13 protein-coding genes are annotated in these 16437 nt (G+C 61.1%); 7 read left to right on the top strand and 6 right to left on the bottom strand.

Features of this window, described 5'->3' with window-relative positions; translation table 11 throughout:
* Positions 1–521: 521 nt before the first annotated feature.
* The 4 genes from zwf to PQR40_RS32125 all read left to right on the top strand — a co-directional run bounded on the left by zwf (position 522) and on the right by PQR40_RS32125 (position 5434).
* A complete protein-coding gene (gene zwf, locus PQR40_RS32140) occupies positions 522–1985 on the top strand; it encodes a glucose-6-phosphate dehydrogenase (RefSeq protein WP_408332934.1) in 1464 nt (487 codons plus the stop codon).
* Between the two features lie 196 nt (positions 1986–2181).
* Positions 2182–2904: a 6-phosphogluconolactonase gene (pgl, locus tag PQR40_RS32135; RefSeq protein ID WP_408332937.1), complete on the top strand. Its 723-nt coding sequence runs from the start codon at positions 2182–2184 to the stop codon at positions 2902–2904.
* A complete protein-coding gene (locus PQR40_RS32130) occupies positions 2882–4798 on the top strand; it encodes a bifunctional transcriptional regulator/glucokinase (RefSeq protein WP_408238322.1) in 1917 nt (638 codons plus the stop codon). The genes pgl and PQR40_RS32130 overlap by 23 nt, the downstream gene beginning before the upstream one ends.
* A gap of 327 nt (positions 4799–5125) precedes the next feature.
* On the top strand, positions 5126–5434 hold the full coding sequence (locus PQR40_RS32125; RefSeq protein ID WP_408510645.1) for a hypothetical protein: 309 nt from the start codon (positions 5126–5128) through the stop codon (positions 5432–5434).
* A 164-nt stretch (positions 5435–5598) separates the two neighbouring features.
* Here PQR40_RS32125 and PQR40_RS32120 read toward each other — a convergent pair whose 3' ends face one another.
* Positions 5599–5988, bottom strand: coding sequence for a hypothetical protein (locus tag PQR40_RS32120; protein WP_408237548.1), 390 nt, complete (start codon positions 5986–5988; stop codon positions 5599–5601).
* Between PQR40_RS32120 and PQR40_RS32115 the strand changes: the two genes are divergently transcribed.
* On the top strand, positions 5971–6897 hold the full coding sequence (locus tag PQR40_RS32115) for a bestrophin family protein (protein WP_408237545.1): 927 nt from the start codon (positions 5971–5973) through the stop codon (positions 6895–6897). The two genes, PQR40_RS32120 and PQR40_RS32115, sit on opposite strands and share 18 nt — an antisense overlap.
* A 108-nt stretch (positions 6898–7005) precedes the next feature.
* Here the strand turns inward: PQR40_RS32115 and PQR40_RS32110 are convergent, their stop codons facing one another.
* The 5 genes from PQR40_RS32110 to apbC form a co-directional block, all read right to left on the bottom strand.
* Positions 7006–7740, bottom strand: a complete 735-nt coding sequence (locus PQR40_RS32110) for a lysozyme inhibitor LprI family protein (protein WP_408510644.1) — start codon at positions 7738–7740, stop codon at positions 7006–7008.
* Between the two features lie 8 nt (positions 7741–7748).
* Positions 7749–10034, bottom strand: a complete 2286-nt coding sequence (locus PQR40_RS32105; protein WP_408237539.1) for an Orn/Lys/Arg family decarboxylase — start codon at positions 10032–10034, stop codon at positions 7749–7751.
* A gap of 83 nt (positions 10035–10117) precedes the next feature.
* Positions 10118–10687 carry a dCTP deaminase gene (gene dcd, locus PQR40_RS32100; RefSeq protein ID WP_325044312.1) on the bottom strand — a complete coding sequence of 190 codons (570 nt, stop codon included), beginning with the start codon at positions 10685–10687 and terminating at the stop codon, positions 10118–10120.
* A gap of 387 nt (positions 10688–11074) precedes the next feature.
* A complete protein-coding gene (locus PQR40_RS32095) occupies positions 11075–11608 on the bottom strand; it encodes a superoxide dismutase family protein (protein WP_408237536.1) in 534 nt (177 codons plus the stop codon).
* Between the two features lie 130 nt (positions 11609–11738).
* On the bottom strand, positions 11739–12827 hold the full coding sequence (gene apbC / locus PQR40_RS32090; RefSeq protein ID WP_408510643.1) for an iron-sulfur cluster carrier protein ApbC: 1089 nt from the start codon (positions 12825–12827) through the stop codon (positions 11739–11741).
* 331 nt (positions 12828–13158) lie between these two features.
* On the opposite strand from apbC, the gene PQR40_RS32085 reads away from it, so the two are divergent.
* Both PQR40_RS32085 and metG read left to right on the top strand, forming a co-directional pair.
* Complete coding sequence (locus tag PQR40_RS32085) at positions 13159–13812, top strand: YiaD family glycine zipper/OmpA-like lipoprotein (RefSeq protein ID WP_408237530.1); 654 nt, start codon at positions 13159–13161, stop codon at positions 13810–13812.
* Between the two features lie 388 nt (positions 13813–14200).
* Positions 14201–16336, top strand: coding sequence for a methionine--tRNA ligase (gene metG, locus PQR40_RS32080; RefSeq protein ID WP_408510642.1), 2136 nt, complete (start codon positions 14201–14203; stop codon positions 16334–16336).
* The last annotated feature ends 101 nt before the right edge of the window (positions 16337–16437 follow it).

Below are 16437 nucleotides of genomic sequence, written 5' to 3'. Positions count from 1 at the left end.
CTCCAGACACCTGAACAAAAAACAAATGGCCCCTGATGTCGCCAGGGTGCTGTGGTTGGTTCAAACAGGCAAAACACTGGGCGATCGAACACGGTCGGGCACATGCTTAAGGCATGTGCCGGCGGACCGATATCCGGCCGCTGGAAGCTCAAGAGATGAGTGGTTCGGGATGCAACTGACTGTCTCCTCTTTTGATTTTTGCCTGCCCGCGTCGCGCGCGGCAGACTCGAGGTGCCTCACACGTTAACCCTGACACCAGATCAGCCTTCCGGCTTTCCGTAAGGACCGCCGGGGGCATGCTGGCACGTGCCCGCACGCAATGTCCGTTAACATGCAGGGAGCGCCTGCCGATTCGGGAAAACACGCATCCAGCCTTGCAACGCACGCTTTTTTCATCGAATTAGCGCTACCTCTTGATTTGGATTGTAGTTAAACTACAATTCAGTGTCAAAAATTATTTTATCGGACTACGGTCGCCCTTTTCGATCACCACGGCGACCCCAGGATATCGACGGAGACTCATGCAAACCGATTCAAGTTTCACCTTCGTCCTCTTCGGCGGAACCGGCGATCTGTCGATGCGCAAGATCCTGCCCGCACTGTTTGAAGCGCACCGTGCAGGTGGCATGCTGGCCGACAGCGGCAAGATCGTCGCAGTGGCGCGGCATATAGCCGATCGTGCTGCCTACATTGACTGGGTCAATGAGCATGTCAAGCCGCACGTGTCGAAGAACGGCGTGGATGAAACAGCATGGGCGAGCTTCCTCGACCGTATCGAGTTCGTGAAGATCGATCTCGGCAAACCCGAAGACTTCACGCTGCTGCGCGACGCCTTGAGCGGCAGGCCTGGCATCCGCGTGTTCTATCTGGCAACGGGTCCGTCGCTGTTCGTGCCGATCTGCCATGCGCTGGCCTCCGTTGGGCTCAACGAAAATTCGCGCATCGTGCTGGAAAAACCACTCGGCTACGACCTCAAGTCGTCCAATGCAATTAATGATGCAGTGGGCGAAATCTTCGCTGAAGAACAGATCTACCGGATCGATCACTACCTCGGTAAGGAGCCGGTGCAGAACCTGCTCGCGCTGCGTTTCGGCAATGTACTGTTCGAACCGTTGTGGCGCCGTGAATGGGTGGAAAGCATTCAGATCACAATTGCGGAAGAACTCGGCGTGGAGGCGCGCGGCGACTTCTACGACAACACCGGCGCCTTGCGCGACATGGTGCAGAACCATTTGCTGCAGCTGCTTTCCATCGTGGCGATGGAACCGCCGCATTCGATGGATTCCGACTCGGTACGTGACGAAAAGCTGCGCGTGCTGCGCGCGTTGAAACCGATCGATCCGCGCGATATCGGCAAGGTCGCCGTGCGCGGCCAGTATCATGCGGGCGTGATCCGCGGCAGCGCGGTGCCGGCGTATGCAACCGAGCCTGGCGTGAAGCAGGACAGCACGACCGAAACCTTCGTTGCGGTGAAGGTGGAAATCGAAAACTGGCGCTGGGCCGGCGTGCCGTTCTTCCTGCGCACGGGCAAGCGCCTCGCGGATCGGGTCGCTGAGATCGTGGTGAATTTTCGTGCAGTGCCGCATTCGGCACTTGGCGCGTCCGCATTGCGTGGCGGTGCGAACCGTCTCGTGATCCGTTTGCAGCCGAACGAAACCATTCGCCTCTACTGTCTCGCAAAGCAGCCGGGCGAAGGGATGAACCTCGCGAGCGTCCACCTCGACCTCGCCTTCGACCGGTTCTTTCGCGAAGGGCAGATGGAGGCATATCAGCGTCTGTTGCTCGACGTCATCAACGGCCGCCTCGCGTTGTTTGTGCGGCGCGACGAGCAGGAAGCGGCATGGCGTTGGGTCGAACCGATCCTCAACGAATGGGCTGCTTCCAACAAGCCGCCCAAGCCGTATGCAGCAGGCACATGGGGACCGGCTGCCGCGAGCGCGATGTTGGCGCAACACGGCACCTGCTGGCTCGAAGAAGAGAATTGAATCAACTGAATTACGGCGTCGTACCATGCCCGATCCCGATCGAAGCACGGCAGTGCGCCTGCAAGACCCACCGACGAACTGAACGGAATGGCGCCGGTATCACGAAGGCGCCTGCAAGTCATCCCGCTTGCAGGCGTCGCGTGAGAGCAGCACGGCATGTTCCGCAGATCTAACAAGAAAGCAGCACGGAGGAGAAGTGATCGAGCTTCACGCTTTCGACGATCAACGCGCCCAATCCGACGCGTTGGCGAAAGCGGTTGGCGACGCGTTACATGCGTCGCTCGCCGCACAGGCGGCCACGGCCGCAGCGGGCACGTTAACCACTAGCGCGCACCCGGCAATGCTTGCCGTGTCCGGCGGCACCAGTCCGCGTCCGTTCCTGCAGACGTTGTCCACACAATCGCTCGACTGGGCACGCATTGTCGTGACGCTGGTCGACGACCGTTGGGTGCCGGAAGCGGACGGCGCGAGCAATTCGCAACTCGTGCACGACACGCTGTTGCAAAACACTGCGACGAACGCCGCTTTCTGGCCGCTGGTCGACACGACGCAAGACCTGAACGCGCACGTTGCCGCGCTGAACGCCGACCCGCGCTTTAGCGCCGTGCCGGACGTCGCGATTCTCGGCATGGGCGAAGACGGCCACACCGCGTCGATTTTCGCGGACGCGCCCGAATGGGACTACGCGATCACCACCCCCGAGCGCTTCGTTGCCGTGCATCCCGGCAGCGCGCCGCATGCGCGCGTGAGCTGGTCGCTCTCGGCCTTGAAAGAAGTGAAGCACCTGTTTTTGCTGATCGCAGGACCGCGAAAGATGGACGTGCTGAATGCCGCCGCCGCTTCGCTACAAAAAAATGCCATCTCGCAGTTGGCAAACGACAAGGGAGTGAGACTCGATGTCTACTGGTGTGCAAACTAAGGCTGTTCCGGGCGCGGGCCAGCACGCCGATGGACCGAGGCTGCTCGCCGACATCGGCGGCACCAATGCGCGCTTCGCGCTCGAAACCAGCCCTGGCGAGATCAGCTCGGTGCAGGTCTATCCGTGCGCGGACTATCCGGGCGTTGCCGAAGTCATCAAGAAGTATCTGAAGGACACCAAGATCGGCCGCGTGAATCATGCGGCGATTGCGATTGCGAATCCGGTCGACGGCGATCAGGTCAGCATGACCAACCACGACTGGGGCTTTTCGATCGAAGCCACGCGCCGCGCGCTCGGCTTCGACACGCTGCTGGTGGTGAACGACTTTACCGCGCTGGCCATGGCCCTCCCCGGCCTGACCGACGCGCAGCGCGTGCAGGTAGGTGGCGGCTCGCGTCGTCCGAACAGCGTGATCGGCCTGCTCGGCCCGGGCACCGGCATGGGCGTGTCCGGCCTGATTCCGGCCGACGACCGCTGGATCGCGCTCGGCAGCGAAGGCGGCCATGCCACCTTCGCACCGGCCGACGAACGCGAAGACATCGTGCTGCAATACGCACGCAAGAAGTGGTCGCACGTCTCGTTCGAACGCGTGGCCGCAGGCCCTGGCATCGAAGTGATTTACCGTGCGCTGGCGGGCCGCGACAAGAAGCGTGTGGCGGCGAACGTCGACACGATCGAGATCGTCAAGCGCGCGATGGAAGGCGAACCGCTCGCGGCCGAATCCGTCGACGTGTTCTGCGGGATTCTCGGCACCTTCGCCGGCAATATCGCGGTGACGCTCGGCGCATTGGGCGGCATCTACATTGGCGGCGGCGTCGTGCCGCGACTCGGCGAGTTCTTTGCGCGTTCGTCGTTTCGCAAACGGTTCGAGGCGAAGGGCCGCTTCGAGGCGTATTTGCAGAGCGTACCGACTTACGTGATTACCGCTGAATACCCGGCGTTTCTGGGTGTTTCGGCAATTCTCGCGGAGCAGTTGTCGAACCGCACGGGCGGCAGCTCATCGGCCGTGTTCGAGCGGATTCGCCAGATGCGCGACGCGTTGACGCCGGCCGAGCGCCGCGTGGCCGATCTCGCGCTGAATCATCCGCGTTCGATCATCAACGATCCGATTGTCGACATCGCGCGCAAGGCCGACGTGAGCCAGCCGACGGTGATCCGCTTTTGCCGCTCGCTCGGCTGCCAGGGCTTGTCGGATTTCAAACTGAAGCTGGCGACGGGTTTGACCGGCACGATTCCGGTGAGTCATAGCCAGGTGCATCTGGGCGACACCGCGACGGACTTCGGCGCGAAGGTGCTCGACAACACCGTGTCCGCGATTTTGCAATTGCGCGAGCATTTGAATTTCGACCAGGTCGAGCGGGCCATCGATCTGCTGAACAGCGCGCGGCGGATTGAGTTTTATGGACTCGGCAATTCGAACATTGTCGCGCAGGACGCGCATTACAAGTTCTTCCGGTTTGGCATTCCGACGATTGCTTATGGCGATCTGTATATGCAGGCGGCCTCGGCTGCGTTGCTCGGCAAGGGCGATGTGATTGTGGCGGTGTCCAAGTCGGGACGTGCGCCTGAGCTGCTGCGTGTGCTGGATGTCGCCATGCAGGCGGGCGCCAAGGTGATTGCTATTACGTCCAGCAATACGCCTTTGGCCAAGCGGGCTACTGTCGCTTTGGAGACCGACCACATCGAGATTCGCGAGTCGCAGTTGTCGATGATTTCGCGGATCCTGCATCTCGTCATGATTGATATTCTTGCCGTTGGGGTGGCGATTCGACGCGCCGTGCCTAGCGCGGATGTGGCTGAGACGGTCGCTAAGGCGCGACAGGGCGCGGATGATGATGCTACTGCTGTGCTCGATTGGTTGAGTCATGGGGCGGCTTCTTCGGCACGGGATTAGGTTTTTTTGGGGGCCTTCGCGGCGGCCTGGTTGTTGGGTTGTTGGGTTGCCGCGGTGGGCTTTTGCTTTCGGCTTTTTTGACTGCTCGGCGCTTGTTTGTCTGTATGCCTGCGGCGTTGGCCTTTCCTTCGTCTGGCTACTTTGGCCTTTCCTTGATTTGTTATTGGTCTATTAGCGTTCGCCCCTGTGCGGGGCAGGCACTTACTTTCTTTGCCGCCGCAAAGAAAGATAAGCAAAGAAAGCGGCTCACACCGCTAATTCTTAAGCGGGTCCCCCGCGCAGCCACGGTAGTGGTGCATCTGGAATCAGTGTTCTCGCACACTCCACGTGAGTGACAAGGCAGTCATACTTACGGCGGCGCTGCGCGCGCCGCAGCAGTACTTCAGCAACCACGCGCTTTTGCCCACGCTCAGCGGCATTTCATCAAACCACACGCTTTTGCTCACGCCCAACGGCATTTCATCAAACCGCCCGCTGCGATTGACGCTCAGCGGTGGCTCATCAATTGGCATGCCGTTGTCGACGCTCAGTGGAAACTCCGCAAACTACAAACTGCCGTCGCAGCCCACAGCCGCTTCCTACACGAAGACCGGCGTCCTGGGGGACAGGGAAGCGCAAGCGCCGCTGGCCGCTTGATGTGCCGGCCGACGCTCCCTCACGAAACCATCCGGCATTTTCGGCGCCTCGCCGAGGCGAGGCGAAGCCGATGGCTCCCACCATGCCCAAACGAAGCCCATGTTTCCCGATGGCCCCTTCCGGCGAGCGCGTAGTGCGAGGCGGGAAGCATGACTGCCTTGTCACTAACGTGGAGTGTGCGAGAACACTGATTCCAGATGCACCACTACCGTGGCTGCGCGGGGGACCCGCTTAAGAATTAGCGGGGTGAGCCGCTTTCTCTTGCTTACTTCTCTTTGCGGCGGCAAAGAGAAGTAAGTGCCGCCCCGCACAGGGGCAACGCTAATACACCAATAACAAAACAAGGAAAGGCCAACGCCGCAGGCATACAGCGCCACGCAGGCAAACAAGTCAAGCAAAATCCAAAGAAGCCAGATCAAGAAAAAACCCATCGCCGTAGGCAACCAAACGAACAAACCCCGAGCACGCAAACCAAAACCCAAAAAAGCGATAATAGAACCCCACCCGCCGAAGGCAAAAACCAGAAGCAACCCCTGATGATCATCCGCCCACATCTCCATTGGTTCCGCATGCTGCTGGCCTGGCGGGGTTCTGTCCTCCCGCAGCTCCTGCCGCGTTTATTCCTGATCTTCTGCATTGCGATCGTCGCCGTAGCTGCCCATGACCATCTGCTGCCGGTCTCGCTCAACATCAACACCACCGCCCCGTTCTCATTGGTCGGCATCGCCTTAGCCGTCTTTCTGGGCTTCAGGAACAACGCCAGCTACGACCGCTGGTGGGAAGCCCGCAAACTGTGGGGCCAACTGCTGAACGACGCTCGTTCGCTGACCCGTCAAGCAGTAACGCTGCCAAACAAGCCACTGCCCAGAACAGAAATCGAGGCATTCACAGCGGTCCTCTGCGCCCTCCCCCATGCGTTACGTCACCAGCTCCGCAAGAGCGATCCGAGTCAGGATCTCGCCGCACGGCTCCCGAAACCATTATTCGACCGCGTCATGGCGTCGCGCTATAAACCGGCGACGCTGGTGCTCTGGCTAGGTGAATGGGTGCAGCGCCACGCACAAGCAGGCGCAATCGATCCCATGGCAGTACTCGCCTTCGATCGAAACCTGAATGGACTGTCGGATATCATTGGCGGTTGCGAGCGCATCGCGTCGACGCCGCTGCCTTTCGCATACTCGGTGATGATTCACCGCACGGTGTATTTCTTCTGCGCGTCGCTGCCGTTCGGACTGGTCGACAGTATCGGAATCTTTACCCCCGTATTCGCCGTGTTCGTGGCGTACACCTTCATGGCGCACGAGGCGATCGCATCGCAAATCGAAGAGCCATTCGGCACCGACGACAACGACCTCGCGCTCAACATGATGTCGGTTTATATTGAAGACGCCACGCGTGACCTGCTCGGCGAGCCGGCCCTGGAGATGCCCAAGCCGGAAGCTGAAGGCTACATGCTTAATTGATAGCGTCGCGGCGCAAGTGCGGCCGCATGGTCGGAAAAATGGCAGCAGGCGCTGCGCAAACGCGCCGATAAATCCCGGTGCTCGATCAAGCGGCCGGACCGGCAACGCTCAATCGTTGCCGACCGTCTCCGACAGGCGCTTGAGCGTCGCCACCCGCGCACCGATGATATCGATGCGACTGCGTTCATCGATCACCGGCGTAGTGGCGGCGAGATACGCGGTCCAGGCCCTTTGTGCGCGCACGAGCGTCGGACGCGAGCGCGCCGGCATCTTCGACTGCAAGCGGTGGTAATAGCGGTTCAGATCGAACATGGCGTGTTCGCATTGCGCGTCCGCGGTACAGGCGCGCGGACGATGCGGCGGGTCGCCCCCGGCGCTGATCCCGGCCACCGCGCTTCGCAACGAGAGTGCGCGGTCACGCACCGGCTGCAACTGCATGTCGGCTTCGGCCAACACATACATCGAGCCGCGCGTCGTCGCAAACACGGCCGCGAGCAACTGCTTCTCGACATCGCGCGAAGCCTGCCAACTCGCCTGACTCTTTTCCCACGGCTTACGCTGCGCCTGCGGCAACTTCGTCTGAAGCTGCTGCCATGCGCTGTCCAAAGCGGCCTTCCAGCCGATCCGCGCGTTGTCCATGCATTGCACCTGCCCCGCCGTCGACGACATATCGCTACGCGCAAGACAGGTGCGCATCGACGCGTCGATCGGATCGGCGGCGGCGACTTCGGCATGCGCCTGAAGCGGCACGACGCCGAGCACCGCCGCCGACATCGCCGACGCCAGGGTCAGCGCGCCAAACGCGCGCCGCCAGCCGTCAGCGCTCGGCAGAAACGTCACCATCCACATCGTCAGGCGCGCACGCAATCGACGAAGTATTCGATGCGCCCGTTGATGGTTTCGCCGACAAGCCCGTGGATATCCGTGTGGAAACCCGGGAAGCGTTCGTTGAACTCACGCGCGAAACGCAGATAGTTGACGATGGTCTTGTTGAAGCGCTCGCCTGGAATCAGAAGCGGAATGCCCGGCGGATACGGCGTCAACAGGATCGATGTGACGCGGCCTTCGAGTTCGTCGATCGGTACCCGGTCGATCTCGCGGTGCGCGAGCTTGGCGAACGCATCCGACGGCTTCATCGCCGGTTCCATGCTCGACAGGTACATCTCGGTCGTCAGGCGCGCAATATCGTTCGCGCGGTAGACGCTGTGGATCTGATCGCACAGATCGCGTAGCCCGACGCGTTCGTACATCGGATGATGCGAGACGAAGTCGGGCAGCACGCGCCACAGCGGCTGGTTGTTGTCGTAGTCGTCCTTGAACTGTTGCAGTTCGGTGACCATCGAGTTCCAGCGGCCCTTGGTGATGCCGATCGTGAACATGATGAAGAACGAATACAGGCCGGTCTTTTCGACGATGATGCCGTGCTCGGCCAGATACTTCGTGACGATCGCAGCCGGAATGCCGGACTCGCCGAAGCCTCCGTCCATGTCCAGACCCGGCGTGACGATAGTCGCCTTGATCGGGTCGAGCATGTTGAAACCTTCGGCGAGCGGGCCGAAACCGTGCCACGCGTCGTTCGGGCGCAGCATCCAGTCTTCGCGCGAGCCGATGCCTTCTTCTGCAAACTGGTCCGGGCCCCACACCTTGAAGAACCAGTCGTCGCCGTATTCGGCGTCGACCTTGCTCATCGCGCGCCGGAAATCGAGTGCTTCGGCAATCGATTCCTCGACCAGAGCAGTACCGCCAGGCGCTTCCATCATTGCCGCGGCCACGTCGCACGAGGCGATGATCGCGTACTGCGGGCTCGTCGACGTATGCATCAGATACGCTTCGTTAAAACGATGCTTGTCGAAGCGGCTGTTCTTCGAATCCTGCACGACGATTTGCGAGGCCTGCGAAATGCCGGCCAGCAACTTGTGCGTGGAGTGCGTGGCGAACACCAGCGCGCCGATGCGCGGACGGCCCGCGCCGATCGCGTGCATGTCCTGATAGAACTCGTGGAACTCGGCGTGCGGCAACCAGGCTTCGTCGAAATGCAGGGTGTCGAGCAGATCGCCCAGCATCTCCTTGATCATTTCGACGTTGTAGATCACGCCGTCGTACGTGCTTTGCGTGATGGTCAGAATGCGCGGTTTCAGATCCGGATTTCTGGCCAACGCTTCGCGGGCGAACGGATTCGCCAGAATCTTCTTGCGGATGTTTTCCGGCTCGAATTCACTGCGCGGAATCGGACCGATAATGCCGAAGTTATTGCGCGTAGGCGTGAGGAACACCGGAATCGAACCGGTCATGGTGATCGCGTGCAGGATCGACTTGTGGCAATTGCGGTCCACCAGCACGATATCGCCCGGCGCAACCGTGCCATGCCAGACGATCTTGTTCGAAGTCGACGTGCCGTTGGTCACGAAGAAGACGTGGTCGGCGCTGAAAATGCGCGCGGCGTTGCGTTCGGAGGCTGCAATCGGGCCGGTGTGGTCAAGCAACTGACCGAGTTCGTCGACGGCATTACAGACGTCCGCGCGCAGCATGTTCTCGCCGAAGAACTGGTGGAACATCTGGCCGAGCGGGCTCTTCAGGAACGCGACGCCGCCCGAGTGCCCCGGGCAATGCCACGAGTACGAGCCTTCGTCCGCGTACTGCACCAGTTCCTTGAAGAACGGCGGCGCGAGCGAATCCAGATACACCTTGGTCTCGCGGATGATGTGGCGCGCGACGAACTCCGGCGTGTCCTCGAACATGTGGATGAAGCCGTGCAGTTCGCGCAGGATGTCGTTCGGCAGGTGGCGCGAGGTGCGCGTTTCGCCGTACAGGAAGATCGGAATGTCCGCATTGCGGCGGCGCACTTCAGTCACGAACGCGCGCAACGCGATGATCGCCGCCGCCAGTTCCGGCGTCTCGCCTTCCACCACGACGTTATCGACGTACGGCAGCAGCTCGTCGTCGTCGATCGACAGGATGAAGCACGACGCGCGGCTCGATTGCTGCGCGAACGAAGTCAGGTCACCGTAGCTCGTCAACCCGAGCACTTCCGCGCCTTCTTTCTCGATAGCTTCGGCCAAAGCCCGGATGCCGGAACCCGAGATGTTCTCGGAGCGAAAATCTTCGTCGATGATGACGACGGGAAAACGAAACTTCATGGGCGATTCTCCAAAAAGAACGACCGCTGCATTTGACTAAGCAGCGGTCACCCGAATAGCTGGTGGGTCAGTGCCGCCGGGCGTCACGTCTTGGGTAACGTGACGCCGTGCTGACCTTGATATTTGCCGCCGCGATCCGCGTACGACGTTTCACAAATCTCGTCGCTTTCGAAAAACAGCACCTGGGCGACGCCTTCGTTCGCGTAGATTTTCGCAGGCAAAGGTGTCGTATTCGAGAATTCCAGCGTGACATGTCCTTCCCATTCCGGCTCGAACGGCGTCACGTTGACGATGATCCCGCAACGCGCATACGTGGATTTACCCAGACACACGGTCAGGACGCTGCGCGGAATACGGAAATACTCGACGGTGCGGGCCAGCGCGAACGAATTCGGCGGGATGATGCAGACATCGCCCTTGAAGTCGACAAACGACTTCTCGTCAAAGTTCTTCGGATCGACGATGGTCGAGTTGATATTCGTGAAGATCTTGAATTCGTCGGCGCAGCGAATGTCGTAGCCGTAGCTCGACGTGCCGTAGCTGACAATCTTCCGGCCGTCTTCGGTGACGCGGACCTGATCCGGTGCAAACGGCTCGATCATGTTGTGCGACGCGGCCATGCGCCGGATCCACTTGTCGGATTTGATAGTCATAGGTGAACGCTGCTCGACTTGAGTGACAGGTGTGTGACGGGTAACAACCCGGTAAGTACCGGGCAACTTATCGGCAAACTCTCGGGGAAGAGCCTGAGCGGAACGCCGTTCAACGGGCGCCGCCGGACTGTGCCCCGGCTATGCGTCCCGCAAGCTGGGTGCCTCAGCTACGTGCTCCGAGCCAGACGCCCTCAGCTACGCGCCCCGGCTAGGCACCCCCAGCTACGCGCCCCGGACTAGGCGCCCCCAACGAAAGGCGTTTATTTTACGCGATCGCGAGAATGCTGCTGCGGGTATGGCCTGGGAGCGCCGCAGCGCACGTCCAGAAGCCGTTGTGAGGCCGTCAAGCCGCTCCGCACGCAGATGGCACACACGACGGGTGGACAGTCACTGGCGAATCAGCCCGCACGCGAGCGCGGGGCCTGCCCCAAGTTGCGGATACGCGTAAGGGTCGGTCGCGTCGTGATGCAACAGCACCGCGCGTTGCAACACCGAGCGGATACCGTCCAGCGACACGTCCGGTGCAACGATGAAGCCGCTGGCCACACCGTTCGCGTCCGCGTGGATGTTGCCGAGATCGCCTTCGACCCGGGCACCTGCTCTCAGACGCTCGGCTGCCGGCGAGAACACCTGGCCGGCGCTGGAGCCGTCGGCGGCATTGCAGTCGCCGCGCTCATGCACTTGCAATGCGTGGTCGCTATTGGGCGGCAAGCCCGCGAGATTGTAGGTGACCTGCACACCATCCGAACGCTCGATGAACGTTACGAGGCCGCGCGCCTGATTGCCCACGGTGGGCAGCAATTGCGCGTCAGCACGCTTTTCCTGTGGTCTCAGGAACGTGCTGCAGCCGCATAACAGCATGCTGCTGGCAGCCAGAACGATGAACGCATGCACCGCCTGCCCGTCGATTCGTTTTCCCATGCGATCCTCTTGCCGGCCTGGCGGCCGCCCCTGCGGCCGCCGAGCCGAACTTGTGAAGTCGACATGATACCGCGAGACCAGGCGAAAATTGACGCCTTGGCCCCGCTTTGGCCCTCGTCCGAACGGCTACTCAGGTGTTCTGGACGACGATGCTGGGAAACTTCGAAGTCATGTCGCGAGCCCGCTCGGCGATATGGATCGCAACTTTACGCGCGATCGACCGGTAGATCTCGGCGATACGCCCTTCCGGATCCGCCACGACAGTGGGTCTGCCCGAGTCGGCCTGCTCACGGATAGCGATATCGAGCGGCAAGCTGCCGAGCACGTCGACGCCGTATTCCTTGCCCATCCGCTCGCCACCACCGGCGCCGAAGATATGCTCTTCGTGGCCACAATTCGAGCAGATATGCATCCCCATGTTCTCGACGATGCCGAGAATCGGGATGCCGACCTTTTCGAACATCTTGAGGCCCTTCTTCGCGTCGAGCAGCGCGATGTCCTGTGGCGTGGTGACGATCACTGCACCCGTCACCGGCACCCGCTGCGACAAGGTCAGCTGAATGTCGCCGGTGCCCGGCGGCATGTCGACGATCAGGTAGTCGAGATCTTGCCAGTTGGTCTGCCGCAGCAGTTGTTCGAGCGCCGAGGTGGCCATCGGGCCACGCCATACCATCGGGTTGTCCTGCTCGATCAGGAAGCCGATCGAGTTGGCCTGCAAGCCGTGGCCGGTCATCGGGTTCATCGACTTTTCGTCCGGTGATTCGGGACGGCCAACAATCCCAAGCATCATCGGCAACGAGGGGCCGTAGATATCCGCATCGAGGATGCCGACCGACGCGCCTTCGCTCACCAAGGCCAGCGCGAGGTTCACGGCGGTCGTGCTCTTGCCGACCCCGCCCTTGCCCGACGCCACCGCGACGATGTTTTTAACGTTCGGTAATAGTTTGACGCCGCGCTGGACCGTATGCGCCGCGATGTGCTGGGACACCTCGACGCGCGCGTTTGCCACGCCGGGAATGGCCTTCAGCGCGTCGGCGAATTGCGTGCGGATCGCTTCAAACTGCCGTTTGGCCGGATAGCCGAGTACCACTTCGAGGCTAACCGTGTCACCCTCCACGGCCACGTTCCTGATGTTCCTGGCAGCCGCGTAGGACTTGCCCGTGTTGGGGTCAGTGACGGCCGCGAGGGCGGCGTCGACCAATGCCCGATCGATACTCATTGACACTCCGTGGGGAACACTTGCGGCGCGGTGGAATCCAAGTTTCGGCCACACGCCGGAATTTGAAAAAAATTGTTAGACAGCATTGCTAAAACCTGATGCGCCGTGCACCCTTCGGGCAGGCGGGACGCCATGGGGTCGCATCGCTGCGTACTTCAGTCATCATTGTAGTGGTTGACGCCAAGCCTTGCCGGAAGACCCTTCTCCACTGTCGGACCGGGATCAGGGAAGGCGCAGGATTCTCGTATTGTCGAGTAGTGCGCTTTACGACCGTCACGTTTGGCGGATAGATTTATCGCTTCCACCCGCTTCACTCAAGAGGAATCAAAAAATGAATGCAAAAATCATGACTCGCCTTGCCGTTTTTGCCGTTGCCGGTTCGTTGCTGGCAGGCTGCGCAACCCAACAAGGCACTAACACGGCTGTCGGCACGGGCGTGGGCGCCGGCACCGGCGCGGCGCTTGGCGCGATCTTCGGCGGCGGCAAAGGCGCAGCGATCGGCGCGGGCGTCGGCGCTGCGGTGGGCGGCATTACCGGCTACAACTGGCAAGCCATTCACAACAAGCTGTCGGGCGCCACCAAGGGCACCGGTACGCAGATCACCGAGCAGCCGGACGGCTCGCTCAAGCTGAACATCCCGAGCTCGGTCACGTTCGACACCAACAGCTACGCAGTCAAGCCGTCGTTCGCGCCGGTCCTGGATCAACTCACGCAGACCATGCAGCAGAATCCGGAACTGATCGCCCAGGTGGTCGGCTACACGGATAGCACGGGTCAGCCGGCTTACAACCAGACGCTGTCGGTCAACCGCGCGCAAAGCGTGACGGGCTATCTGGGGCAACGCGGCGTGGCGCCGCAACGCCTGTCAGCTGAAGGCATGGGCCAGAACCAGCCGATCGCCGACAACAACACAGAAGCCGGCCGTGCTGCAAACCGTCGCGTGGAAATCTATCTGCGCGCTACGGCTCAGCACGCAACGCAATAACGGTCGAACTCGAACGGAGGTGAAGGAACCGGGCGCCGGGCATCCGGGCGCCCGGCTCTTGCCACAGGCGGCCGGTACACCGTAAAAAGCGGAGGAAAGGAAAACTCGCACGAGAACGAAAAAAATTTCGAACTCTGCCGAAAATCCGCGGTCTGTCTTTACGGTACGTGGCTGGCAATTGCCGTCGCGTCACCATTCTCCTCTTGTCGTTGTTGCTCCGGGGTTAATAGCCCCGGTTTTTTTTGGGCGCACGGTTTTCGCCTCGCAGGAAGTCCCTTTGGGGGACACACCTGCCCGCTCAAGCAACCACTCAGCCGGCCCAGCCCGCGCCGGGCGCCTGCCCTGCTAGAATCAACGTTTCGTCCCACCGCAGGCTCCCACCATCCTTATGTCAGCACCCGCAACCGATCTCTCCGCCGGCGCGCCGTCAGGCCGTCGCCAGGTTCTCGTCACGTCAGCCCTTCCGTATGCGAACGGGCAAATCCACATCGGTCATCTGGTTGAATATATCCAGACGGACATCTGGGTCCGGACGTTGCGAATGCACGGGCACGAGGTCTACTACGTGGGCGCGGACGACACACACGGCACGCCGGTCATGCTGCGCGCGGAAAAGGAAGGTCTGACGCCGAAGCAGCTGATCGATCGCGTCTGGCAAGAACACAAGCGCGATTTCGACAGCTTCGGGATTTCGTTCGACAATTACTACACGACCGATTCCGAAGAGAACCGCGTGTTGAGCGAATCGGTCTACCTTGCGCTCAAAGACGCCGGCCTGATCGAAGCGCGCGACATCGAACAGGCATACGACCCCGTCAAGGAAATGTTCCTGCCGGATCGCTTCATCAAAGGCGAATGCCCGAAGTGCGGCGCGAAGGACCAATACGGCGACAGCTGCGAAGTATGTGGTTCGACTTACCTGCCGACTGATCTGATCAATCCGTATTCGGTCGTCTCAGGTGCCACGCCGATTCGTAAGACCTCGACGCACTACTTCTTCCGTCTATCCGACCCACGCTGCGAGAATTTCCTACGCGCGTGGGTGGGCGGTCTGGCACAGCCGGAAGCCACCAACAAGATGCGCGAATGGCTCGGCGACGCCGGCGAAGCCAAGCTCGCCGACTGGGATATCTCGCGCGACGCGCCGTATTTCGGCTTCGAAATTCCGGGCGCGCCGGGCAAGTATTTCTACGTGTGGCTGGACGCGCCGGTCGGCTACTACGCAAGCTTCAAGAACCTGGCCGTTAAGCGCGGCCTCGATTTCGACGCGTGGGTCCGCAAAGGTTCGACCGCCGAGCAGTACCACTTCATCGGCAAAGACATTCTGTATTTCCACACGTTGTTCTGGCCGGCCATGCTCGAATTCTCGGGCCACCGCACGCCGACCAACGTGTTCGCGCACGGCTTCCTGACGGTGGATGGCGCGAAGATGTCGAAGTCGCGCGGCACGTTCATCACTGCGCAAAGCGTGATCGACACGGGCCTGAATCCGGAATGGCTGCGCTACTACTTCGCCGCCAAGCTGAACAGCACGATGGAAGACCTCGACCTGAACCTCGACGACTTCCAGGCGCGCGTGAATAGCGATCTGGTCGGCAAATATGTGAACATCGCGAGCCGCGCCGCCGGCTTCCTGATCAAGCGTTTCGAGGGCCGTGTGCAGGACAGCGCGATGCAACATCCACTGCTCGCCACGCTGCGCGCCGCCGTGCCGCAAATCGCCGCGAATTATGAGGCGCGCGAGTACAACCGCGCGCTGCGCCAGACCATGGAACTGGCCGACGCGGTCAATGCCTACGTCGACACCGCCAAGCCGTGGGATCAGGCGAAAGACCCGGCTAACGCCGTCGCGTTGCACGAAACCTGCAGCGTGAGCATCGAGGCGTTCCGTCTGCTGTCGCTGGCTCTCAAACCGGTGCTGCCGACGCTGGCGGAAGCGGTCGAAGCTTTCCTCGGCATCGAGCCGCTGGTGTGGGCCGACGCGAACGTGCCATTGAGTTCCACGCGTCCGATCAACCCGTACAAGCATCTGATGACACGCGTCGATCCGAAGCAGATCGAGGCGCTCATCGCAGCGAATCGCGATTCGCTGCAAGCCACGCCGGACGCTGCGGCCCCGGCAGATGCGAAAGCCAAGTCGAAGGTCGCGAAAGCAGTCGCCGCCGATAAGGAGGAAACGCCCGGCGTCATCTCGATCGACGACTTCGCCAGGATCGATCTGCGCATCGCGAAGATCGTCGACTGCAAAGCGGTGGAAGGCTCGGACAAACTGCTGCAACTGACGCTCGACATCGGCGAAGAGAAAACGCGCAACGTGTTCTCGGGCATCAAGTCGGCCTATCAGCCGGAGCAACTGGTCGGCAAGCTGACGGTGATGGTCGCGAACCTCGCGCCGCGCAAGATGAAGTTCGGCATCTCCGAAGGGATGGTGTTGGCGGCTTCGGCCACCGACGAAAAGGCCGAACCAGGTCTCTACGTACTCGAGCCGGATAGCGGCGCGAAGCCGGGCATGCGCGTGAAATAAAGCGCGCGGCATTGACCGCTGCAAGTACAAACGAAAACGGCACGCTTTAAAAGGCGTGCCGTTTTTTTTGCCGAGACGTTACTCAGCCCACTTCAATCACC

The organism is Paraburkholderia sediminicola, from assembly GCF_046026855.1.
Classification (GTDB): domain Bacteria; phylum Pseudomonadota; class Gammaproteobacteria; order Burkholderiales; family Burkholderiaceae; genus Paraburkholderia; species Paraburkholderia sediminicola_A.
The sequence above is the reverse complement of the archived record's forward strand: the minus strand, read 5'-3'. Positions and strand labels throughout refer to the sequence as shown.